The organism is Brachybacterium sp. NPDC056505, assembly GCF_042794925.1.
Taxonomy (GTDB): domain Bacteria; phylum Actinomycetota; class Actinomycetes; order Actinomycetales; family Dermabacteraceae; genus Brachybacterium; species Brachybacterium kimchii.
Map to the genome: position 1 here is coordinate 88410 of NZ_JBHTSV010000004.1, position 22647 is coordinate 111056.

Here is a 22647-nt window from a genome sequence, read left to right on the forward strand (position 1 = left end):
CGACCGGCCCCGGCCCCGCGCCGGCGGCCGGGGAGTGCCCACAGGTGCCCAGGGCACAGGAAAAGGCCCCTGTCCAACGCATCCGCGCTGGTCAGGGGGCCTTCCATGGGTGGAGACGGCGGGAATCGAACCCGCGTCCGATAGTGCTGAGCGAGGGCTTCTCCGGGCGCAGTCCGTGTTGGCGTTTTCTCAGTCCCGACGATCCCACGGACGCGTCGTCGACGGACTCAGTCACTCTGAGGTGTTCACCCGACCTCGATGACGAAGGCCGGAAGCAGTGGCTCCTTTGATGATGGAACGATCCGGGTCAGGAGCACCCCCGGGGTTCCAGACTGCTAACGCTGATCAGGCAGCGAGAGCGAAGTCAGTGCGCTTAGGTTCGGCACTTATTGGTTTCCCAGGAGCGTTGACGAGATGACCTGGGATCCTCGGCCCGCTTCCCCTCACTGGACAACTACCGTCGAAACCGATCGTCCCCGAGTGTGGGTCGCGTGAAGACGGCGACCTGGGTCGCCGAGCACTATTGCCACTGTTCACGTATCAATCCACAGGCGCGGCGTGCCGCGCTGTCCCTCCAGTGTAGCCAGGTGTGCGCGAGGTGGCCAGCGCATATCGCTCAGCCCACGGTGAACGCCGCGACGCCCTCCCCCGGTCGTACGGTGAGGCGGTGAGCAGCTTCGAGTTCGAGGGGATGACCTTCACGATCGACCCGATGACGCTGCGCGAGAGCGTCGACGACCCGGACGCGCTCGCGCGCTGGTGCGCGGCGAATCCGCGGGACCCCCGCACCGTCGCCCACCTGCGGATCCTCGGCCGGCTCGAGGAGGCCGAGGCCCTGGGCCGCGTCCTGCTGGCGGACAGCCCCGCGCATCCGGTCGCCCGCGCCTCCCTGCGCACCCGGTTCGCCCAGGTGCTCCAGTGGCAGGGGCGCTTCGAGACGGCCGACGAGGAGTTCTCGCGCGCCGCGGAGGAGACGGGACTCTCGGACGATCCGACCGCTCCGAGCTCGATCCTCGCGCTCGCCGCGGTGCTCCAGCACCGGGCGAAGAACCGTTTCGAGCACGCCCTGGTCGCGGAGGCCGGGGAGCGTCCGCGGCTGTCGGCACGCCTCATGGACGCCGCCCGGGAGGACGCACGACGCTCGCTCGCGATCCGCGAGGGCCTGCGGGCGAGCGAGGACCGGATCCTCAGCAGCCGCGAGACCGTCGCGCGCCTGGAGCGCGACGGCGAGGGCTGAGGACGGCGAGGGCTGAGGGGCGCGACTCAGACCAGTTCGCGGCGGCGCATGGCGCGCTGGGCCTCGCGCAGGTCCTGCTTCTCGCGCAGGGTCTGGCGCTTGTCCCAGTCCTTCTTGCCGCGCGCCAGCGCGATGACGACCTTGGCGTGCGAGCCCAGGAAGTACATCTCGAGCGGCACGAGCGTGAAGCCCTTCTCGCGCGTCTTGCCGGCGAGCTTGTCGATCTCGACGCGGTGGAGCAGGAGCTTGCGCTTGCGCCGCGCGGCGTGGTTGGTCCAGGTGCCCTTGACGTAGGGGGCGATGTGCACGCCCTCCATCCACATCTGGCCGCCCTCGATGAAGCAGAAGCCGTCCACGAGGGAGGCGCCGCGATCGCGCAGTGACTTCACCTCGGTGCCGGTGAGCACGATGCCCGCCTCCAGGGTGTCGTCGATGTGGTAGTCGTGGCGGGCCTTCTTGTTCGACGCGATGAGGGCCTTCTTCGGACCGTCGGCCTGCTGCTTCTTCTTCGCCGGCTTGGTGGCGGCCATGTCGCCCCTCCTCACGTCTCGCGGCTCCCGGGGCTGCGCCCCGCCTGTGCGGTACGACAGCCTATCGGCCCCGCCTGCGAGCGGGCCATGTGTTTTCGCTCGGGGCGCAGACCCGCGCCGCGCGGGGAGAGAGCAGGGCGGGACGGGTCAGCCGATAAAGTTCACGGGGTTCACGGCGGTGCCGTCCTCGTGGATCTCGAAGTGCAGGTGGCAGCCCGTCGAGGAGCCGGTGGTGCCGACGTAGGCGATCGTCTGCCCCTGCTTCACGTGCTGCCCGGTGGAGACGGCGAAGCGCTGCAGGTGGTGGTAGGAGCTCGTCATCACGTGCCCGCCCGAGGTGCCGTGGCCGACGATCAGCTTGTTGCCCGCGCTCGCGTTGGACGTGGTGGCGAGCACGGTGCCGTCCTTGGTGGCCTTCACGGCGGATCCGCAGGCCGCGGCGAAGTCCATGCCGGCGTGCAGCTTGCGGGTGTGGTAGATCGGGTGCACGCGCCATCCGAAGGGCGAGGAGCGCCGGGCGTTCGAGGGGGCGAGCCAGCCGGACTTCGAGACCGGGGTGGACAGGGCGCCCGAGGAGCCGCTCGAGCCCGAGGACTTCTTCGTGGAGGCGGCGCGTCGGGCGGCCGCCTCCTTCTCCTTCTCCTCCTTGATGAGGTCGGAGATCTCGGAGTCCAGCGCCGAGCTGCGGTCCTCGAGGTCGGACTGGTCGTCCTTGTACTTCTCCTTCTTCTTCTCGAGCGCGTCGGCCTGCTTCTTCTGGGTCGCGTAGAGGTCGTCGAGGGTGTCCTTGGCGTCCTGCGCCGTGGTCTTCGCCTTCTCCTTGCGCGCGACCGCGGCCTCGGACTCCTTCTTGAGGTCGTCGATCTCGGCGCGGACGGCGTCCAGGCGGTCGGCGGCGTTCTCTGTGACCGACTGGTCGGTGCGGAGGTCGTCGAAGCGGGTGCCCTGCGCCTCCAGGGTGAGCTTGTAGTTCATCGAGCGGTCCACGGCGTCCTGAGGGTTCGCATTGCCCACGTAGACGCTGGTGGGGTCGGGCAGTCCGCCGCCCTTGTAGGCGGACAGCGAGACCTCGTCGAGCTGCTCGCCGGAGGCGTCGACCTCCTTCTTGCCCGTGTCGACCTGGCCGCTGAGGTCGGCCTCCTCGGCCTTCGCGTCGGCGAGGCGGTCCCCGATCTCCTCGTCCTCGTCCTCGGCGTCGGACAGCTCCGACTTCGCCTTCTCGAGGGCCTTCTGCGCGTCGGGGATCTTCAGCTCGGTCTCGGCGAGGTCGAGGTAGGTGTCGGCCAGGTCCGAGTTCACGTCGCTGAGCTCGATGCGCAGGTCGTCGAGCTGATCGTCGACGCTCGCCTTCTCCTGCTCCTTCTGCTTGCGGTCCCCGTCGGCGCGCGCGGGGGCCAGCGGGGAGAGCATCATCTGGGTCGCGACGAGCGCGAGTGCCAGCACCAGCAGGGTGAGGGTCCGCAGGTTCCGGGCGCGGGACGTCATGGTCACACCTTCAGGTAGCGGTTGAGCGAGACGATAGAGGAGCCGATCGCCAGTATCGCCCCGATCAGCACGAGGACCGGCGCTATCCACAGCAGGTCGGCGCTGCCCACGGTGATCAGCCCCGATCCGAGCGTCGGCGCGAGCCAGCCCTCGACCAGGAAGTGGGTGCCGGTCCACAGCAGCCCGCCCGCGATGAGCGCGCCGAGGATGCCGGCGACCGCCCCCTCGAGCATGAATGGCGTGCGGATGAAGACGTTCGAGGCTCCGACCAGGCGCATGATCGCGATCTCGCGCCGACGGTTCGCGATCGACATCCGGATCGTGGTGGCCACCAGCAGCACCGCGGCCACCAGCATGAGCACCGCGAGGCCGACGGCGAACACCGTGGTCTGGTTCAGGACGTCGATGAAGGGGGCGTAGGCGCTCAGCAGGTCGGAGACCTCGTCGACGCCGTCGCGGCCCTGGAAGAACTCCACCACCGCGTCGGACTTCGAGGAGTCGTCGAGCGTGATGTGGAAGGAGACGGGCATGTCCTTCGCGGTGAAGTCGGAGACGAACCCCTGCCCGGAGAACTGCTGCTGGTAGATCTTGAGGGCCTCGTCCTGGTCGCGCTCCGAGTAGGAGTCGATGTACGGGGCGAGCACGTCCCCGTCCAGCGCCTCGCGCACCGACTGGACCTGCGCGTCGGTCGCGGCTCCCCCGGCGCACGTCGACGCCGTGGAGTGCGGCGAGCACATGAAGATCGTGACCTGTGACTCCTGCACCAGCGTCGCCTTCATGTCGAAGATCTGCTTCTGCATGAGCAGCCCCGCGCCGACGAAGCTCAGGGAGACCGCGGTGACGATGACGACCGAGATCACCATCGCGATGTTCCGCCACAGGCCGCTGAGGATCTCGGAGGCGATGTACCGGCCCCTCATCGTGCGCCCTCCTCGCGGTCGGAGGCCTGCGGGAGGTCCTCGGCCAGGGCCTCCTCGGAGAAGGCCTCCTCGGCCTCGTCCAGGAGGTCGCGGGGACGGGCGTCGGGCACGAGCTCCTCCTCGACGACGTCGGATCCAGCGGCGACCGAGCCCCCGCCAGCAGGCTTCGCGCCCTCGGCGTCGTCCTCGGACGCCTCGTCCCCGTCCTCGACGTTCCCGGAGATGACGCTCACGGGGGTGCGGGACTCGTAGGTGCCCTCGGCCTCGTCGCGGACGATGCGCCCGTCGACGAGCTCGACGACCCGGCGGCGCATGCGGTCCACGGCCGCGCGGTCGTGGGTGGCCATGAGCACGGTGGTCCCGCGCTCGTTGATCTGCGCGAGGAGATCGAGGATCCCCTCGGCGGTCGCCGGGTCGAGGTTGCCGGTGGGCTCGTCGGCCAGCAGGATCGACGGGCGGTTCACGTAGGCGCGGGCGATCGCCACGCGCTGCTGCTCGCCGCCGGAGAGCTCGTGGGGCATGCGGCGGCCCTTGTCCTCGAGGCCCACCATCTCCAGCATCTCGGGCACCAGGCGCCGCACCACGCGACGGGGCGTGCCGATCACCGCGAGAGCGAACTCGATGTTCTGGTAGGCGTTCTTGGAGGGCAGCAGCCGGAAGTCCTGGAAGACCATGCCGATCTCGCGACGCAGCGCGGGGACGCGCCAGGACGGGATCCGGGCGAGGTCCTTGCCCGCGACGTGCACGCTGCCGCGCGTGGGGGTGGCCTCCTTGAGCACGAGGCGCATGAGGGAGGACTTGCCGGAGCCCGAGGCCCCGACGAGGAAGGCGAACTCGCCGCGCGCGAACTCGAGGTCGATGTCCTGCAGCGCGGGCGACTGTCCTCGCAGGTACGTCTTGGAGACGTCGTCGAAGCGGATCACGGCGGCCTTGGGGGTGTCGGGGGTGAGTACTCCCCCAGGCTAGGGTCGGTCAGCGGAGACGCCGCGCGGGCGCGCGCATGCGCCGGGTCAAACCTTGGTCAAGGCGCCGAGCCGTCGAGGCAGACGGCCTCTCAGCCCTCCGCCGCCTCGGCCTTCTGCTGGCCGACGCGCCAGCGGATGCCGGCCTCGATGAGCTCGTCGATCTCGCCGTCGAACACGGCGGAGGGGTTGCCCTCCTGGTGCTCGGTGCGCAGGTCCTTGACCATCTGGTACGGGTTCAGCACGTAGGAGCGCATCTGGTCGCCCCAGCTGGCCTTGACGTCGCCCGCGAGCTCCTTGCGCTCGGCGGCCTCCTCTGCCTTCTTCAGCAGCAGCAGGCGGGACTGCATGACGCGCAGGGCGGCGGCGCGGTTCTGGATCTGCGACTTCTCGTCCTGCATCGAGACCACGGTGCCGGTGGGCAGGTGGGTCATGCGCACGGCCGAGTCGGTCGTGTTCACGCTCTGCCCGCCGGGTCCCGAGGAGCGGAACACGTCGACCTTGAGGTCGTTGTCGGGGATCTCGATGGAGTCGGTCGACTCGATCAGCGGGATCACCTCGACCGCGGCGAAGGAGGTCTGGCGCCGACCCTGGTTGTCGAAGGGGCTGATGCGCACGAGCCGGTGGGTGCCGCCCTCGACGGAGAGGTTGCCGTAGGCGTAGGGGGCGGAGACCTCGAAGGTCACCGACTTCAGCCCGGCCTCCTCGGCGTAGGAGGTGTCCATGACCTTGGTCGGGTAGCCGTGGCGCTCGGCCCAGCGCAGGTACATGCGCAGGAGCATCTCGGCGAAGTCCGCGGCGTCGACGCCGCCGGCGCCAGCGCGGATGGTGACCACGGCGTTGCGCTCGTCGTACTCGCCGGAGAGCAGGGTGCGCACCTCGAGCTCGTCGAGGGTGCGGCGGATCGAGGTCAGCTCCTTCTCCGCCTCGTCGGCGGTCTCGGCGTCGTCCTCCTCCGCGGCGAGCTCGACCATGACCTCGAGGTCGTCGATGCGGGAGGAGAGGTCGTCGATGCGGCGCAGCTCGCTCTGCGCGTGCGAGAGGGCCGCGGAGACCTTCTGCGCGTTCTCGACGTCGTCCCAGAGGTCGGGGGCCGACGCCTGCTGCTCGAGATCGGCGATCTTCGCCTTGAGGGCGTCGAGATCCGTCACCTTCTCGATCGACCCCAGGGTCGTGCGCAGGTGCTGGATCTCTTCGGTGAAGTCGATGGTCGCCACGAGAGGCGAGTCTACGGGAGAGAGCCTGCACGCCGGGCGGGGCGCGGGATCGGGTGCGTCATCGCACGCTGAGCTCTGCGCCGATCTCCCGGCCGACGTCCTGCAGCAGCTGCGCGGTGCGGTCCATCGCGTCCTCGACGTCGCGAGCACGGGAGAGAAGGTCCAGGGCGAGGTCGATGCCGGCTCCCTCGAGCTCCTCCGGCGCGAGCTCGAGGGAGCCCGCGACGGCGATCACCCGGGCACCCGCGTCCGCCGCGCGGCGCGCGACCTCGGCTGGTCCCTTGCCCGAGAGGGTCTGGCGGTCGAGCCGCCCCTCCCCCGTGATGACGACGTCGGCGCGCGCGAGGGCTGCGTCGAAGCCGAGCAGGTCGAGCACCGCGTCGGCTCCCGAGACGAAGTCCGCGCCGAGCGCGTAGAGCGCGAACCCGGTGCCGCCGGCGGCGCCCGCACCGGGGCGCCCGCGCAGGGGCGACGTGCCCGACGGGTCCGCGCCCGCCCGCTCGACGGCGTCGGCCCAGCGGCCGAGGACCTCGTCGGCCGCGCGGATGTCGGCGTCGGCGAGTCCCTTCTGCGGGCCGAAGACCTCGGCGGCGCCGTCGGGCCCGAGCAGGGGGTTGGTCACGTCGCACGCCGCCTCGAGGTGCACGCCCTCGAGGGCGGCGAGGGCCGGGCCGAGATCCGCGCTAGCGACGGCCGCGAGTCCGTCATGGCCGTCGGGGATCGGGGCGCCGTCGCCGTCGAGGAGCCGGGCGCCGAGCGCTGCGAGGAGACCTGCGCCGCCATCGGTGCTCGCGCTGCCGCCGAGGCCGATGACCAGGTGCGCGGCGCCGGCGTCGCGGGCCGCGAGGATCAGCTCGCCCAGTCCGCGGGTGCTCGCGCGGGCATGGTCGAGGAGCGTGCGGCCGGCCGCGTCGCAGGGCAGGCGGCGCAGGCCGGAGGTCTCGGCGAGCTCGAGGACCGCGTCGGTGCCGTTCTGGGCCCAGCGCGCGGAGATCGACTCCCCCGTCGGCCCGGTGATCAGGGCCTCGTGCGCGGTGAAGCCGGCGGCGAGCGCGGCCTCGACGGTGCCGTCGCCGCCGTCAGCGATCGGGAGCAGCTCGGTGTGCGCATCGGGGCTGGTCACGGCGATGCCGCGGGCGAGCGCCCCTGCGACGTCGGCGGCGCTCAGGGAGCCCTTGAACTTGTCGGGGGCGATGAGGACGGTCGGCATGCGTTCTGACTCCTTGTGACCGGCGGCGCGGGATCCGCCGTGGTGGTGCGCCCGGGTGGATGCCCGTGCGCTCGTGCGTTCAGTCGGACCGGGCGCTCCCGCTCACGTCCAGCGGGATGCTGATGACCCCCGTGCGCGTGACCCAGCCGATCAGCGGAGGATCCGTGACGGCGCCCAGTCGCACCTCGACGCTGCCGTCCTCGAGCACCCGGGCGTACTCGACGTGGATGTCACGGGTGCGGGTCGAACCCGGCGGGTAGGACTCGAGATACTCCTCGGCCTCGCGGCGCACGTCGGACCCCTGCAGAGAGGTGGGCCCCTCCTCGTAGACGGAGTCCTCGCCATAAGCCTGCGAGGCGGCGAGGGCCGCGCCGTCGGCCGCGTTCTGCAGGCGATTCCTCTCCAGCTGCACGCCCGTGATGGCCGTGCCCACGCCGATCACCATGAGGATCACGACGAGCACGCCGGTGGTCAGCACGGTCATCGTGCCCGTGTCCCGGCCGAGTGCGGTGCGCAGTCGCGAGAGGGGCCCCGTGCTCGCGGAGCCGACCTGTCTCCGTTGCACGCTCATGAGCCGTCACCTCGCTCCTGGTCTCCGGGTCGCGAGGCCTTCGGAGCGTCGTCGGCAGCAGGGACCTCGCCCTCTCCAGCCTTCCCGGCGCGTTCTCCTGGTGCCCGGAACTGGTCGGCCTCGACGACGTGCTCGGCGCCGACGTGCACGGGGCCGTCCGCTCCGAGCATCGGTCCGAGGCCGGGGATGGGCACGCCGATCGTCACCTCCGCGGTGACCTCGCTGCCGGCCGCGGAGCACGGGTCCTTCGAGCAGTGGATGGTGACGGCGTCCTGCGAGGTCAGCCCATGGTCCTCGAGGGTCATCCTCACCATGGCCTCGGTGCGCTCCTCGGCGCGTGACGCGTCCGGCTCGGTCGCGTGGATCCGGGCGGCGTCGCGCGCGATCACATCAGCGGCGAACACGGCGCCCTGCACCGATCCCAGCGAGAGCACGAGGTAAAGGGAGGGGATCAGCAGGATCACCGAGAGCGCGACGAACTCGACGAGCGCGTTGCCGTCCTCGCGGCACAGCCGTGAGCGCAGCGCGCGCAGCCCCTGCGGCAGGCGGTGGTCCGATCGCTCCCGGGGCCGGGCACGGCGATCCATGCCGTGTCCGCTCACCAGGTGTCCTCGTCGATCGCATGGCCGTCCACGTGCATCGTGCCGGCGGGGCCGAGCAGCCCGACAAGGGGGAACGAGGCGCTGACGCGGACGCGGATCACGCCGTCGCCGTCCTCGTCTGCCTGGACGTCGACCTCGTAGTCCTCGCCGAAGCGGTCGTGGACGAGCTGCGCGCCGCGCACCTCGCCGTCCTCGGTCGAGTTGCCCTCGAGCGAGGCGGTGTGAGCCGCCTGCACGGCGGCATCGGTCAGCGTGTTGCGGGTGTGCACCACCAGCGCGCACTGGATGATCGTCAGCGCGATCACGATGATCAGCACGGCGACGAGTGGGAACTCGACGACGGCGGACCCTTCGTCATCACGCAGGCGACGGCGCAGCACACCGGCGCGAGTGCTCAGAGCTTCCGGTTCAGGAAGGGCTCCATGGCGTTGTTGAAGATCTGCACGATCTGATCGGACGCCACGGCCCACAGAGCGACGACGATCCCCGTAGGGACATCGGCGGGGTAATAGGGGTCTCATTTCACGACTCCGCCGTCAGACAACGGGCGGCGGTCGAGGTAAGCGAGGGCTCCTCGCAGACGGTCGGATGAGTCCTGCAGTAGTCCGAGACCCTTGTTGCAGCGCGGGCAGAGCAGCCCGCGGATGCACTGTCGGCACGATCGCAGCCCAGGGTGGCAGCTGTGATCGTGGTCGATCTCCAGCGACGAGCTCTTCTCCTGGCAGATGGCGCAGCACCCGTCCTGCTGATCGCGCATGGTGGCGTACTCGTCGCCGCTCATCATGTGCGAGATCAGCCAGCGATCCTGCTCGCGATACCAGGCACCAGACGTGGCTGCCAGGGGGCGCACGGTGCTCTCGACGTACCTCAGCGCCGCCTCGAGGATCGCCTTGCTGTCCCGGAGCTGCCCGAGCGCGGTGTTGCAGCGGTTGCACAGAAATCCTCGGATGCACTTCCCGCACGATCTCCTGCCAGGGCAGCACAAGTGGTCATGGTCGATGTAGACGTCCCGGCCATCCGCGGCAAAGGACATCGCGCAGATCGCGCAGGCACCGCCCTGCGAGCGCAGGATCTGGCCGTACTGCTCCTGGTCCAGGCTGAACAGCCAGACTCGGCGCTGCGCCTTGAGCCTCGCGGGATCTTGAGTTCCCCGCCATCCTTTCGCCTTGCCTGTCCCGCAGCTCTTGCATGTCCCGTGGTGGAGCTGCTGTCCGTGCTTGGAGATCCTGCTCTTCGGGAACTCGGAGAGCGGCAGCTCGGCCCCGCACACCCTGCAGACCTTGGTCTCCTTCGGCCGCCACGCCGTCCAGTCGTACGGAGCGGGCACGTGCTTCGCGCGCTTGATCGACGCGTTGCACGCCTTGCACTTCGACCCGTACTTGATCTCGCCCGTGACGAAGGTTCCGACGGGCGAGAACTCGGAGACGTCCTTCACCTCAGAGCAGTTGCTGCAGCGCTTGCGGGTCGCTCCGGCGGCCGTGCGACGTGGTCGAATCGCACGCCCGGTGGCTGCTTCTCGCCTCGCGCGGCAGCTTCGACAGATCGCGAACTGCAGCGGGGCGAGGGGGTCATCCTCGACGATGTACTCGTCCCGGCGCATCGGCGCCCGGCAGTCCCGGCATGGCCTCATCGCGATGCTCATCCCTCGTCCACTGGTGAAAGCACATCGCTATTCGTCGGCTCCGTGTCCCGCATCGGTGTGCCCGTAACATCGAGCGCGAGCGCGATCATCGCGGCATCCGTGGCGTTCACCAGGTCTCTGACGAGCCGTTTAGTGGTCATAACGTCGCGCTTTGTCACCGACGCTGTGCCCTCGGCGCGATGCGCAATGGACCCTCGCAGCTCTACGAAAGCGTCCAGTCGTTCCGTCGCGGCTGCCGGTGTCGTGCGTCGCCATGACCAGTGCTTGGTGATGTCGTCGCATCCGACGCTGTGACGAAAGAACACGCGCAGCCGGTCGGCCTTGGGTGTGTTCAGATCCCGGTCACGCTTTGTCTTGAGGTCGGCGAGTCTCGAACGCAACAGGTCTCGCCAGCCGTCACCAGCCAGCTCCCACACCCGGTATGTTTCGCCCTTCGCTGTCAACTCCCCGGTGATCTTTTCCTTGAGAGCATGTGGCAGCTTGGTGGCTACAGGTGCGTGATCCACATAGTGCGCGACCACCGCTCCGACGACGTCCTCGCAGTACGCCTCCCATGCAGCGCACAACAACACGATCGCCGACTTGTTAAGCACTTCCAGCCTCCAGCGGCGCCCCTTCTTCGAGCCTCCCTCGTTACGGTGGAACTCCATCAGCCGGTCGACGTCGCGGCTGTTCTGCTGGAATGCCGCATGCGCGGCTGTGGCGGGCATGTAGTACATAGTGCCTTGTGCCGTGGCCGTGGGGTCGCGATTGTCCGACACTGCTCCCTAGCCCTGACCTCATGCCGCTATCTGCCGGGTGGCCGCTCGATCCGCACCCTGCGCAGACTCTGCGGAACGCGCTCTCGCGCCGCCTCCCGAGCCCGCAGCGGGAGCGGGAGCGACGGGCGCTGCGAGGCTCGCTGAGCGAGCCTCACGGCGTCCCTGCGGCCTCTGGGCACCGTCACCATCGCGCCGCCCGGCTCTGGCTGGTCCATCAGGTCCGAGATGACCATGCCGACGGCCGCGACGATGTCGTCATGCGAGCCCGGCGGGTTCTGCAGCTTCACCGTCCCTGGCCCCGTCTCCACCATGCGCGTGCTCACGAACTCCGCGCGCACCTCCTCGTCATCCGGCAGCGAGAGCGCCCGGTCGCGCAGCGCCACGAACACCGAGCGCGCAAGACGGTTCGCGCCCGCCGAGCTAAACACGAACTCCTCCGTACGGGTGCCTGCCCGCGCGAGGTTCCCCGTCAGCTGCTCGGCCTGCATCCGGTCGAACCGCAGCCGCGCCCCGTAGGCCTTGCACGCACGCAGCACGGCGGCCTCCACCTCGGCGAGGTCCACGCGCCCGCCTGTGTCCTGCGGGCGCCAGTAGAGCACCCGGTCGATGATGACCCGGCGGCCCTCCTCGGCCCGCTCCGCGTGGCCCACGGCCAGCGCCGTGAGGTCGCGGCGGGTGCCGACGTCGAGGGCGGCGACGTACTCCATGCCCGGCCGCGGGTCGAGCACCGCAGAGCCCGCGCGGATCGCCGCGTCGACGTCCTCGGGAGACGTCAGGGCGTCGTCGGACTCTGCCCACTCGCACAAGATCAGCCGCCGGTACTCCGAGGCCGTCAGGTCCGCCCGCGTCGACGCAATGTCGGCCGCCGTCCACCACGGCGAGGGGCCGGGCTCCCTCGAGGTCCGCCAGTGCTCCGACGCTTCCGCCTCTGCCCACACCTCGGCGCCCAGCCCAGTCGGCGACCCGGCGGTGCCGATCACCAGCAGCCGTGAGCCCGGCACCTTCGGCACCGCCGAGACGATCGCGCCCCACAGACGGCGATGGTTCGCCGTCGACGGCCAGACGCCCAGCTCGTCCACCACAGTCAGCCACGGCCGCGTGCCGTACGCCGACGCACCGTCGCTCGACTCGACGGAGAGGCTCGCCCCGCTCGAGCGCACCGTGACGGACCTGGCGCCGAGGTCCACGGCGCCCGGCAGCCCGGGCGTGCGCCCCACGAGCCCGGCGAACGCGTCCATGAACAGCGTTGCCTGCTCCGCGTCCACGGCGTACACGTGGCAGCGGGAGCGTGCGGGGGCCTGCGTGAGCAGCAGCGAGAGGCACATCGCCGCGAGGTCCGAGGTCTTCGACATGCCTCGTCCTCGCAGGATGTAGTGCCTCCGGGGATCCCCTTCGCCGGGCCGCAGAACGGCCTCTGCGTCTGTCCGCTGGAACGGGCGCGCGACCGCGCCCCACGTGCGCCCGTCCTCCAGCCGCAGCCCGCCCATCAGGTCCAGCGGGTCGAGCCCCGGCACCTTCGTCTCACTCATCGCCGACGCCGTCCTGCTCGATCATCGCCTTCTTCCCGGCCTCCCGCACGCGCTCCAGCGCGCCGACCACGGGGTCGGGCTCGACGCCCGCCTGCGGGCGCGCCGCCAGAGCCTCACGGCCGCGCTGGGCGAGGTCGTCGAGGTCGACGGCGAGCACGGACGCGGTCGCCCGCTCTCGAGCGAGCTGCGCCTCGGCACGGGGGTCGAGCCCGAGCCGGGCGCGGTGCTCCGCAGCGTTCTTCTCCAGCCTCGTGAGCCAGTGGAGGACTCCTACCCTCGGCGCGTCCGTATCCGGGTCGATCACTCCCACCTCGGCGACGTGCCGTCGCAGCAGAGCGACCTGCGCCTCGAGGGTCGACCACGATGCGACGGCCTCCGGGTAGGGCGCGAGGTCGGGACGGTCCTCGAGCAGCCCGGCCGCGAGGGCCTGCGCCAACTCCCCGTACACGCGCGGCGACCGGTGACCCGAGCGCAGGGAGAGGCTGTGCCCGGGCGCGAACGGCGGCCTCGTGCCGTGCGCGGGGATGCCAGAGGCGGGGATGCCGGATCCCTTGCGGCGGCCGCTCATCGCACGCCGCCGAAGGTCTCGCCGAGCTGCAGGTGCGCCCAGGGCTCCGTGGCGCCCGGGCCGCCGAGCACAGCGTGCCCGACGATGCCCTCGACGGCGTCCTCGCGGGCGGCGGCGTCGAGCTGTGAGGCCGTCTGCTGGTCGCCGACGGCGCGAAGGTGCTTGCTGAGCGCGCGCGCCATCGCGGAAGGGCCGATGCTGCCGACGTAGGCGACGGCCTCGTCGCAGACCGGACACAGGTGCCCTTCGACCTGCGTGCGCCCGCTCTTGCCGCCGATGGATGCGAGAGGCACGGTGCGGGGTGACCAGGCGGCGGCCACGGCGCCCGTGGCGCCGCCGAGGGCGACAACGCGAGTCGCGCGCATGGCGAGTGCCGCGACGCCGCACAGCAGGCAGCCGCTGCCGTCAGGGCACGGGATCTGCTGGTCGGGACCGTCTTGCGCGACGCGGTAGGCGAGCACGCTCGCGTATGCCTTGCGCAGCTCCTCGCGCAGCTCCGGGGGCATTTGCGACCACGCGACCCCGGCGCTCCGGCTCGGGCTGACGGTGCCGATCACGGGGCCGAACAGGCGCAGCCATCGGACGTTCACGCCGGGCACCACCATGACAGCCATCAGGTGAAGAACGAGATCGCGGTTCCCGATGAGGTTCTTCGGCGGCTTCACGCCGAGCGCCGCGCAGCCGTCGAGGGCTCCGCTCAGGCGATGCTGGGCGTTGTCGGCTCCGAAGCGGCGCCGGATCCCAGGATGGGCCGCGAGGATCCTCTGTGCCTCCGCATGTCGCGCCGCGCATCCGCGGCAGGTCGCGAATGCGATCTCGGGGCCTCGGTAGGGCGTGATCGCGTTCCCGCGCAGCGCTGCCATCGGCGTCAGGGTGAACGTGCCCTGCTGGGAGGGGTTGTGCACGGCGGCCCCGCAGAATCCGCAGGCGAGCGCGTCGCCGGCCAGCTCGGGATAGGTCGTGCTCTCGGTGCTCTCGGGCGTCGTCTCGGTGCTCTCGGTCGTGCTCATCGGTCTGCCTCCTCGGCGGTGGTGGTCATGCGCTCGAACACCTCGGCCTCGGCTGCGATGCGTAGGCGCTCCTGCTCTCCGGCGGTCAGCAGGGAGAGGGCGCGGCGGCGGACGGCCCCGCGCACGGCCGCGGCGAAGCGGTTGCACGTGCCGCAGTCCGTGCGCCGCGAGCCGATGCGGCCGGGCCGCCCGGCGGCGGCGCACTCCGGGCAGGGATGGAACGGGCGGGCGGCTGCGCGGTGGTCGCCGAGCGCGCTCGCCTCAGCGAGGGTCGGGCGGGCTCTGTTCTGCTCGATGTAGTTGTGGGCATCCACCTGCCGGGCGCCGGGCCGCAGCCGGTAGGCGTCGAGGGGGTTGGATCGGATGGTCGTCATGGTGGTTCTCCTGTTCAGGGGCGCATGCCCAGATGGCGGGATGAGCGGCGGCGGGATCCGGGAAGGGGACGCCCCTCGGCCTGCGCACGCTGGGCTGCCTTCGCAGCGCCGATGCGTCCCTTGCAGACGCCGATCAGCTCCCCGCGGGAGCAGGCGGCGGGGAGCGTCCAGCAGGGCTCCCCGATGAGGACGTGGTGCCGGTGGCACGGGACGGTAAGCGCGAAGTGCAGTGCGCGCCGGGTTGCGGCGCGCTGCGCGAGGTCGATGGTCATGGTCGGGCCCTCCAGGCGGTCGGGTGTGGTGTCGGGGTGCGGGGTGCGGGGTGGGGCGCTCTCCCTCTGGGGGCGAGCCCCTGCATCTGGTCCGCATGCCGCGCGCGTCGGTCCGAGCTTCTGCGGCCAGCCGAACCGCTTCCCGCTCGGGAAGCAGTCGGGTGGTTCCTCTGGGGCGCCTCCCTCGACCGCTTCCTGATTCCCTCCCTAAGGGTCGGGAATCATGGAAGCGGTTCGGGTCGGGGTGAGGCAGTGATTCACGGAAGCGGTCGGGAAGCGGTGGGAAGCGGTGGTCTCGGGTGCTCATCCGTCGGCCTCCCCATCGGCCATGGGAAGGGGATCCCCGGCCCGGTAGGGCTTGATCGACTCGGCCATCCGCCCCTGGCCCCGGCTGAACCGGCGGACGTACCCGCCTCGCTCCAGCTGCTCCAGCAGCTCGGGCACTCGCGCCGGGCGGACCTCGGCGGCCGTCGCCACCTTGCGTTGGCTCAGGGCCTCCTGCGACTGCTCGAGTGCCTGACTCACGGCCTGCAACGCCGCCTCGTCGACCAGCTCCGGCATCGGGTCGCCCTCGGCCCTGGGCGCCTCGACGTACCAGTCCAGGGAGCCATCCGACTGCTGCGTCAGGGTGAACACGCCCGCCTGCTGCTCGGCGCTCCTGCCCTTCGGCGGGCAGCTCGCACGGACGCCTCCGGCGGTGTCCTTGTCGATCGTGAGGCGGCAGGCTCCGCCATGGCCCGGGGAGAACAGTCGGAGCATCGAGACACGCAGGGAGACGCCTCGGATCGGGCGGCCCTTCGCGAGGGTGCCTCCCGGACCCTTCACCCGTGAGTCGGTCGACTTCGCGAGGTGGTCGATGATGACCACGGCAGACCCTGCGTCGGCGAGGGGCTGCACCACGCGGCGATGCGCGGCGGTGTAGTCATCGGGGCTGTTGCTCGAGAGGCCCAGCATCGGCAGCACCTCACCGAGGGAGTCGAGGCCGACGAGATCCGGGTTCCAGCTGACAACCTCAGCGACCGCGCGGGAGAGATCCGCGCCGTCTCCCGGCTGGTAGAGGCGGAAGCGGGAGGGATCTCCCAGCACCGTGAGCGGCGTCCCGAGCATCGCGAGGCGCTGCACAAGCTCCGCCCGGTCCATGTGGTCGAGATCGAGGTGGGCGACAGTCCCGCCGTCCTCCAGCACCTCGGCGGCAGCAGCCAGCAACACCCACGACTTCCCGCTCTCAGGGTCACCGAACAGCCTGTTCACCCGCCCGCTGTAGAACAGCGGGCTCTCATCAGTCCGGCGCAGGATCGAAGGGCGCGGCGGCTCCGGGAGCTTGCCGCCGGACAACAGAGCGGAGAGATCCACATGCGTCAGCTCGGGCTTGGCGCCGTCCGTGCGGTCGTCGATCACCTCGATCTGCAGACCGCTGTGGTCATCGGGCAGCTCGGCGGGGCGGTCGCCGACGTGCTGCACGGCGTCATCCCAGTGATGTTGGAACCGTCCTTCCTCACCGGCTGGGGCGGCGCCTACGAACCGGCGCCCGATCTCGTCGAGAGGATGCCCCGCAGGGTCCAGGTTGGAGAGCTCGACAAGGCTGCAGGCATGCGCGTGCAGTCCTCCGTTCTCCTCCCAGCCACGCCCCTTGTGGTCTCGGGCGCGTTCGGTCAGCGAGACAAGCTCTTGCAACTCCCCGAAGGCTCTCGAGACACCCCCCTGCGCGTACGCCCGAGGCCGAGGGGACGCCGGGGCCGCGACCGCGGCGCTCGGCCGCGCTGCGGGCTCCCGCGGGCGCTCAGCAGGCAGCTCGCAGCCGAGGTACTGGTCAGGGTCGAGCAGAGGGCCGTCGAACACCTTGACGACGTACTGCTCGGGGTCGCTCGTCGAGGGCCAGAACATGCACTGCTCGGGATAGGCGCTACGGGGATCAAACTGCTCATGGCCCAGCTCGTGCATCAGCACGCGGGAGACGTGCACGTGTTCGCCGGGGGTCACCTCGCGCGAGTAGGGCATGACCAGCCGGTAGCGCGGCGCCTCCGTGGTGTGTCGGTAGGTCGAGTGCACGAGCGTCTGCACTCCGAGCGTTCTCACCGCGTCGATCAGTCCCGCCTCGGCCTGGTCAACGTCGAGCGTCGCCATCGTTCGAGTCAGGACGTCGGTGCGTCTCTTGCGGTCACCCGTGAGCGTGCCGCACATGACGGCCCCGCACGCCTTGTGGTCGGCCGGGTGCTTCGCCTTCTCGGCGTAGTCGTCGAACGTGATCGTGGTGGGCTCCCAGATCCCATCCGGACCGGCCGCCGTGACAACCGCGAACTCGCGCCCTCGATCGCTACTCGACGTAGAATCGAACTGGGCGACGGGGTCGTCTCTTCTCGAGCCTCGGCTCCCTCTCTCGGGAGCCGGGGCCGTCGCATGTTCAGCGGCCATCGGCGTTCCCCGGCAGGGGCGAGAGGATCGCGCCGAGGCGGGCGACCTGCTGCTCGGTCAGCGGGGGCGCAGCTGCGACGGCGGCGTCGACGAACTCGCGCACGCTCGCGGCTGCGCAGGGCTGCGCGATGGATGGAATGGCGGTGGGCATCGGCTCGACCTCAGCTGTACGCGCCCGCACCTAGTGCGGGTCTGCCACCGCTGTATGCCGAGCCGGTGGTGAGCTGGGGGAGCCTTGTGCGTCTTGCGTCGCGCTCGCCGTCTCTGGGCGTGTCCCTATCGCGCGTTGCCGGGAAGTCAGTCCCGCGCCTGCTGTAGCACCGATCCTACCCGTGTGGTAGTACCGGGCACAAGGCCCGCGCCCGCGTTTGGGCTGATCAGCGAGCCACAGCGTCGCCCTCGAGCCCGTCCTCCTCCGAGCCGATCCAGTCGACGGCAATGCGCTCGAGGTCGGGGATCCGCTTCCCCTCGGCGTCCCGCGGCCGACGGCCCGGCTTGCCCTTGAGGATGGTCGCCCGCAGGCCCAGCTCGGTGATGACGCGGCGCCTCGCGACGATGCCCATCTTCCGCCAGATCGGCCCCACGGACCGTGCGAGGGCAAGGTCGGTCAGCGGAGACTCACGGCGCAGTGCTGCCAGCCGCGAGCGCTTCCGCTCGATCTGCTCCGTCAGGCTCCGCGCCTGCTCGCGCGCTCGAGCCCGGTCGAGAACCCCCTCAGCGAGCAGATCCGTGACGTCGGTCAGGCGGGTGCTCAGTGCCTCGATCTCCTCCTCGAGCGGGGCCGTGGTCGGGCGCTTGCGCAGGGCGCGCACGATGCGCTTGTCCCGGAGCCGGGCGAGCACGATCTCCTCGACGACCGGGTCGATGTCCTCGGCCGTGATCGACGTGCACCACGCTTCCGTGCACGAGTACACCTGCACTCCGCGGTCGGGGCGCGCGAGCATGCGTGCGCCGCAGACGCCGCAGATCAGCAGACCCGAGAGCAGGTGCTTGTGCGCGCTCGACCATCCGCCCTTCCTTTTCCGGTTCTCACGCAGACCGGTGTAGTCGCTCCAGGTCCGCCGGTCGATGATCGGTTCCCACTGCGGCTCGACGTCGATACGCTCGCCGTTGTGTACCACGATCCCGGCGTTGCGAGCGTTGTCGAGCGTGCGCGCCAGCTGCCGGGGCGTCCACGTCCCGCCGCCCAGCGTCGGCACCCCGCGAGCGTTCAGATCCTCGCCGACGCTGTAGTAGCTCTCCCCGGCGACGATGCGCCGGTACGCCTCGCGCAGCACCTCGGCCTCGTCCTCGACGATCTCGACCTTGCCCTCGCGGCGCAGGTACCCGTAGGGACGCCTCGAGAACGGCCAGTGCCCGGCCCGTGCGCGCTGCTCATTCGCGAGCTTCTGCCGGGCGCCCTTGCGCTCCACCTCGCCTCGAGCCACCGCTGCTTTGATCCGCGCGTACATGCGTCCGCCGTCGGTGCCGAGGTCCGCCTCGCCGTTGAGGGTGACGATCCGAAGGTCTCCGCGCTCGGCCTCGTCGATCCAGTCCTCGAGCTGCCGGGGCTGCCTCGTGAGCCGGTCGAGATCCTGCACGATGATGATCGAGAACAGCCCGGCCCGGAAGTCGGCGAGCATCTTCTCGTAGCCCGGTCGGACGATCTCGCGCTTCGACGCGCTGATCGAGTTGTCGGTGTAGACCTCGACGACGTCCCATCCTCGCGACGCTGCGAGGGCCTGCGCGGCGGTGTTCTGCCGGGTGACTGCGTGCTCGTCGGCGTCGCGGTCGAGGCTCACGCGGTTATAGATCGCGGCGCGGGCGGGAGCTGCGAGCAGGTCGTCGAGGGCTGCTGCGGAGCGGCGAGGGGTGCGAGGCATGTTCTCAGATTACGCTGTCAATCTCCCTACGGGGATCGCCGCCGTCATCAGCGTGATCATCACCCAGCCGGGCACGTCCCCGCGCTCGTCCGTCAGGGAGGCCCGGGAGCCCGCGGACATCGGGCGCCGGTGGCGAGGCCCGACGCGCAGGGAAGCGGGGTGTGTGCGGTGCATCGTCAGTCGGTGGATCGTCATGGTGTTCTCCTTCTGCCGCGGAGGCGCGGCGCATGGGGTCAGGGATGGGGAGGAGGGACGGGGAGGATCGGATGCTGGCCATGGGCGCTCACAGGGCGATGTCCAGGACGGCGAGCCCGGGGAAGATGGCGAAGACGATCACCAGCGGCAGCACGAAGAACACCACGGGGACCATCATCAGGATCTCGCGGCGGCCGGCCAGCTCCATGAGGTCGCGCTTGGAGGCCTCCCGGGCGTCCTGCGCCTGCGCCCGCAGCACCTCTGCGAGCGGAGTGCCGCGCTCGATCGCGATCGAGACGCCCTCCCCGAAGCGCGCGAGCGCCTCAAGGGGTGTGCGGTTGCCGAGCTGGACGAGGGCATGCGAGACGCTCGAGCCGGCCCGGATCTCCGCCACTGTGCGCCCGAACTCCTCGGGCAGGGCACCCCGACTGGAGCGCGCCACCCTCTCCATCGCCGCGACGGGACTCTCCCCGGCGGCGACGGCGAGCGCGAGCAGGTCCGCGACCGTCGGGAACTCGCGGGCCATGCGGGCGGCGCGACGGGCGACGGTGCGCTGGAGGAGGTGGTCGCGGCCGACGATTCCGATCACGCCCCCGAGCAGGACGATGAGAAGTCCGAGCAGCGGGCTAGCGCCGCGTGCGCCGACGGCGAGGAAGGCGAGCACGAGGCCGATCACGAGCCCGGCGATGCCCCACAGCACCTGTTCGACGCGGAACGCCTCGATGCCGCTCGTGCGGCCGGCCATGCGCAGCCTCTTCTCGAGCTGCTCGGATCCGCCCGTGAGCCGTTCGAGCAGGCCCAGCATGCGCTGCGCGACGGGGCCGAGGAGGGTGCGCACGAAGGTGCGGGCGCCGGAGGCCGAGGCCCCGTGCTCGAGCAGCGCGCTGCCGCGGTCCCGACGCAGATAGGGATCGACGCGGGCTGCGAGGTCACGTCGGCGCAGCCACGGATTGCCCACCGCCACGAGGGCCAGCCCGATACCCGCGACCAGCCCGATCCCCGCCCCGATCAGCACGGGCGCCGCCCCGCTCATCGAAGCACCCGCTCGTCCTGCGGGAGGCGTGCGATGAGCAGCATGACGCGGTAGGCGATCACGGACACGACGCCGGCGGAGACGATCACGACGAGACCTGCCGTCGAGTCGTAGGCCTGCGCGGCCTGGGGGCGGGTGGACATGAGGGCGAGCACGATCCAGGGGGCGGCCAGCGCGAGCCGGGACGCGTTGACGGTCCAGGACTGGCGGGCCTCGAGCTCGGCGCGGGTGCGGGCGTCCTCCCGCAGGAAGGCGGAGAGGGTGCGCAGCAGCACGCCGAGGTCGGTGCCGCCCACGTCACGGGTGACGCGCAGGGCCTCGACGATGCGATCGGCGACGGGGTCCGCGAGGCGGTCCTTGAGTCGATCGAGGCTGCTCGCGAAGTCGCCGCTGACCTGGTAGTCCCGACCGAACTCCTCGAAGGGAGGGCGCAGCTCCTCCGGCCCTCGCCGCCCCACCTGGGCAAGTGCCTCCGGCAGCGACATGCCGGCGCGGATGGCGGAGTTCATGTGGTCCACGACCTCGGGCCAGAGCTCGCGCAGCTGGGTGCGACGGCGGCGTGCGAGGGCTCGCAGCAGGATCGGCGGGAGCACGCTGACCACGGCGCCGATCGCGGCGGCCGGGACCGTCGCACCGGAGATCGACCAGACGAGGATCATGAGGGCGAGGCCGAGGCCCAGACACATGACGGGGACGGCGCCCGCGGGCACGGAGCCGAGCCCGACGGCGATGAGGTCGTCGCGCACCCGGTCCAGCCATCGCGAGACCGGTCCGTGTCGGGTCTCGCGCACGGGGGACTCCCAGAAGCCGAGCCATACGAGCAGCAGCCCGATGCCCGCGACGAGGCCGATGAACGCGCCGTCGATCATGCGCGCTCCTTCGTCCCGAGCAGGCGGCCGAGGTCCAGGCCCGCGCGCTCGAAGCGCTCGGCGTGCGGCGGGTACCCCTCGCCCCGCTCGAGCCGGCCGTCGCCTCTGCGGTGGAAGATGTCGGCGATCTCGACGACACCCTCCTCCGTGCGACCGGGCAGGGCGGCGATCTCGCGCACCTGGCGCTGGCCGCCGGGCAGGATGTCGAGATGGACGACGAGGTCGATGCAGCTGGCGACGGTGGGCACGACGAAGCGGCTGGAGACGTTCTCCCCGGCGAGCAGGGGCAGCGTGCACAGCTTGGTGATGGCATCGCGCGCGGAGTTCGCGTGGATGCTCGCGAGCCCTGGCAGTCCGCTGTTGAGCGCGATGAGCATGTCGAGGCTCTCCGCCTCGCGGACCTCCCCGACGACGATGCGGCTGGGTCGCATGCGCAGCGCCTCCTTCACCAGGCGACGCAGCGTGACCTCTCCGGTGCCCTCGAGGTTCGGCTGTCGGGTCTGCATGCCGACGACGTCCCGCAGGCGCAGGTCGAGCTCGAACACCTCCTCGATGGTGACCACGCGCTCGCGGGGACCTATCGCGGCGGCCAGGCAGTTGAGCATCGTCGTCTTCCCGGCCCCGGTCGCCCCCGAGACGATCACGTTGAGCCCGGCGGCGACGGCGCCGTCGAGGAAGTCCGCGGCCTGCGGTGTGAGGGAGCCGAGCGCCACCAGGTCGCGCATGTCGTGCGCGCGGGCGACGAACTTGCGGATGTTCACCGACCAGTGCTTGCGGGAGATCGGAGGGATGAGCACGTGCAGTCGGCTGCCGTCGGGCATGAGGGCGTCCACGAACGGCGAGCTGAGGTCCAGGCGCCGACCGGAGCTCACGAGCATGCGCTCGACGATCCCTCGGACCTCGTCGTCGGTGAGGACCACGGGCGTCAGCTCGCTGCGCCCGGAGCGGGCGCAGAAGATCTCGCTGGGTGAGTTCACCCAGATCTCCTCGACCTCGGGATCGTCGAGGAACTCCTGGAGCGGGCCGAAGCCGCCGATCCTCGCGGCGACCTCCGCGACCACGGTCTCCGCATCGCGGACGACGGGGACGGCGCCTCCGGCCGAGCGCTGATCGTAGTCGGTGACGACCTCACGGATGAGGGGTTCGAGCTGATCGGCGCGGGCGTCGAGACCCCGCCGCCTGATCAGCTCCCTGGCCTCGGCCTCGATGATGGCCGCCGCTTCCATCCGGTCCCCTTCGTTGCTCCGTGTGCGCGTGCCCCTGGGGCACGGCACGGATCCGTGATGCGCCTCTCAACGCTGGATACTGTACGGGGTCTGGGAATTGCCGGCCCGCCGATGTGGACAACTTCGGGCGGCGGCGCGCAGGGGCAGCGATCGTGTAGGA

At 70.8% G+C, this 22647-nt stretch carries 23 protein-coding genes and 1 other RNA gene; 1 reads left to right on the plus strand and 23 read right to left on the minus strand.

The window, feature by feature from the left end; translation table 11 throughout:
• Positions 1-107 precede the first annotated feature (107 nt).
• Positions 108-478, minus strand: a transfer-messenger RNA (tmRNA) gene (gene ssrA, locus ACFQ53_RS04425).
• A 189-nt stretch (positions 479-667) separates the two neighbouring features.
• Between ssrA and ACFQ53_RS04430 the strand changes: the two genes are divergently transcribed.
• Positions 668-1237 carry a hypothetical protein gene (locus ACFQ53_RS04430; protein WP_377855877.1) on the plus strand — a complete coding sequence of 190 codons (570 nt, stop codon included), beginning with the start codon at positions 668-670 and terminating at the stop codon, positions 1235-1237.
• A 26-nt stretch (positions 1238-1263) separates the two neighbouring features.
• On the opposite strand, the gene smpB is transcribed toward ACFQ53_RS04430, so the two are convergent.
• The 22 genes from smpB to ACFQ53_RS04540 all read right to left on the minus strand — a co-directional run bounded on the left by smpB (position 1264) and on the right by ACFQ53_RS04540 (position 22487).
• On the minus strand, positions 1264-1767 hold the full coding sequence (gene smpB / locus ACFQ53_RS04435; RefSeq protein ID WP_377855880.1) for an SsrA-binding protein SmpB: 504 nt from the start codon (positions 1765-1767) through the stop codon (positions 1264-1266).
• Positions 1768-1914: 147 nt separating this feature from the next.
• Positions 1915-3252 (minus strand): peptidoglycan DD-metalloendopeptidase family protein, encoded by a 1338-nt coding sequence (locus ACFQ53_RS04440; protein WP_377855883.1) that lies wholly within the window; start codon positions 3250-3252, stop codon positions 1915-1917.
• 2 nt (positions 3253-3254) lie between these two features.
• The gene (gene ftsX / locus ACFQ53_RS04445) at positions 3255-4172 is read right to left on the minus strand and encodes a permease-like cell division protein FtsX (RefSeq protein WP_377855886.1); all 918 of its coding nucleotides are present in this window, start codon (positions 4170-4172) and stop codon (positions 3255-3257) included.
• Positions 4169-5095, minus strand: coding sequence for a cell division ATP-binding protein FtsE (gene ftsE / locus ACFQ53_RS04450; RefSeq protein WP_377855889.1), 927 nt, complete (start codon positions 5093-5095; stop codon positions 4169-4171). Before ftsE ends, ftsX begins: the two co-directional genes overlap by 4 nt.
• 131 nt (positions 5096-5226) lie before the next feature.
• Positions 5227-6351, minus strand: a complete 1125-nt coding sequence (gene prfB / locus ACFQ53_RS04455) for a peptide chain release factor 2 (protein WP_228358019.1) — start codon at positions 6349-6351, stop codon at positions 5227-5229.
• A gap of 58 nt (positions 6352-6409) precedes the next feature.
• Positions 6410-7561 carry a glycerate kinase gene (locus ACFQ53_RS04460; protein ID WP_377855893.1) on the minus strand — a complete coding sequence of 384 codons (1152 nt, stop codon included), beginning with the start codon at positions 7559-7561 and terminating at the stop codon, positions 6410-6412.
• Positions 7562-7640: 79 nt separating this feature from the next.
• Entirely contained in the window at positions 7641-8132 is a 492-nt protein-coding gene (locus ACFQ53_RS04465; protein WP_377855896.1) for a pilus assembly protein TadG-related protein, read from the minus strand.
• Entirely contained in the window at positions 8129-8734 is a 606-nt protein-coding gene (locus ACFQ53_RS04470; protein ID WP_377855899.1) for a TadE/TadG family type IV pilus assembly protein, read from the minus strand. The genes ACFQ53_RS04465 and ACFQ53_RS04470 overlap by 4 nt, the downstream gene beginning before the upstream one ends.
• Entirely contained in the window at positions 8731-9114 is a 384-nt protein-coding gene (locus ACFQ53_RS04475) for a TadE/TadG family type IV pilus assembly protein (RefSeq protein ID WP_377855902.1), read from the minus strand. The genes ACFQ53_RS04470 and ACFQ53_RS04475 overlap by 4 nt, the downstream gene beginning before the upstream one ends.
• Positions 9115-9251: 137 nt before the next feature.
• The gene (locus ACFQ53_RS04480; RefSeq protein ID WP_377855905.1) at positions 9252-10376 is read right to left on the minus strand and encodes an endonuclease domain-containing protein; all 1125 of its coding nucleotides are present in this window, start codon (positions 10374-10376) and stop codon (positions 9252-9254) included.
• On the minus strand, positions 10373-11086 hold the full coding sequence (locus tag ACFQ53_RS04485; protein WP_377855908.1) for a HEPN domain-containing protein: 714 nt from the start codon (positions 11084-11086) through the stop codon (positions 10373-10375). Before ACFQ53_RS04485 ends, ACFQ53_RS04480 begins: the two co-directional genes overlap by 4 nt.
• A 77-nt stretch (positions 11087-11163) precedes the next feature.
• Positions 11164-12666: a hypothetical protein gene (locus ACFQ53_RS04490; protein ID WP_377855911.1), complete on the minus strand. Its 1503-nt coding sequence runs from the start codon at positions 12664-12666 to the stop codon at positions 11164-11166.
• Positions 12659-13234, minus strand: a complete 576-nt coding sequence (locus ACFQ53_RS04495) for a hypothetical protein (RefSeq protein WP_377855913.1) — start codon at positions 13232-13234, stop codon at positions 12659-12661. The genes ACFQ53_RS04490 and ACFQ53_RS04495 overlap by 8 nt, the downstream gene beginning before the upstream one ends.
• Complete coding sequence (locus ACFQ53_RS04500) at positions 13231-14244, minus strand: hypothetical protein (protein ID WP_377855916.1); 1014 nt, start codon at positions 14242-14244, stop codon at positions 13231-13233. Before ACFQ53_RS04500 ends, ACFQ53_RS04495 begins: the two co-directional genes overlap by 4 nt.
• Positions 14241-14618, minus strand: coding sequence for a hypothetical protein (locus ACFQ53_RS04505; protein WP_377855919.1), 378 nt, complete (start codon positions 14616-14618; stop codon positions 14241-14243). The genes ACFQ53_RS04500 and ACFQ53_RS04505 overlap by 4 nt, the downstream gene beginning before the upstream one ends.
• Before the next feature lie 14 nt (positions 14619-14632).
• On the minus strand, positions 14633-14890 hold the full coding sequence (locus ACFQ53_RS04510; RefSeq protein ID WP_377855922.1) for a hypothetical protein: 258 nt from the start codon (positions 14888-14890) through the stop codon (positions 14633-14635).
• 303 nt (positions 14891-15193) lie between these two features.
• A complete protein-coding gene (locus ACFQ53_RS04515) occupies positions 15194-17302 on the minus strand; it encodes an AAA family ATPase (RefSeq protein WP_377855925.1) in 2109 nt (702 codons plus the stop codon).
• Positions 17292-17453, minus strand: a complete 162-nt coding sequence (locus ACFQ53_RS04520) for a hypothetical protein (protein WP_377855927.1) — start codon at positions 17451-17453, stop codon at positions 17292-17294. The genes ACFQ53_RS04515 and ACFQ53_RS04520 overlap by 11 nt, the downstream gene beginning before the upstream one ends.
• A 226-nt stretch (positions 17454-17679) precedes the next feature.
• Complete coding sequence (locus ACFQ53_RS04525) at positions 17680-19164, minus strand: recombinase family protein (RefSeq protein ID WP_377855930.1); 1485 nt, start codon at positions 19162-19164, stop codon at positions 17680-17682.
• A 283-nt stretch (positions 19165-19447) separates the two neighbouring features.
• Complete coding sequence (locus ACFQ53_RS04530) at positions 19448-20392, minus strand: type II secretion system F family protein (RefSeq protein ID WP_377855933.1); 945 nt, start codon at positions 20390-20392, stop codon at positions 19448-19450.
• The gene (locus tag ACFQ53_RS04535) at positions 20389-21261 is read right to left on the minus strand and encodes a type II secretion system F family protein (protein WP_377855936.1); all 873 of its coding nucleotides are present in this window, start codon (positions 21259-21261) and stop codon (positions 20389-20391) included. Before ACFQ53_RS04535 ends, ACFQ53_RS04530 begins: the two co-directional genes overlap by 4 nt.
• Positions 21258-22487, minus strand: a complete 1230-nt coding sequence (locus ACFQ53_RS04540) for a CpaF family protein (protein WP_377855939.1) — start codon at positions 22485-22487, stop codon at positions 21258-21260. The genes ACFQ53_RS04535 and ACFQ53_RS04540 overlap by 4 nt, the downstream gene beginning before the upstream one ends.
• Between the last annotated feature and the right edge of the window lie 160 nt (positions 22488-22647).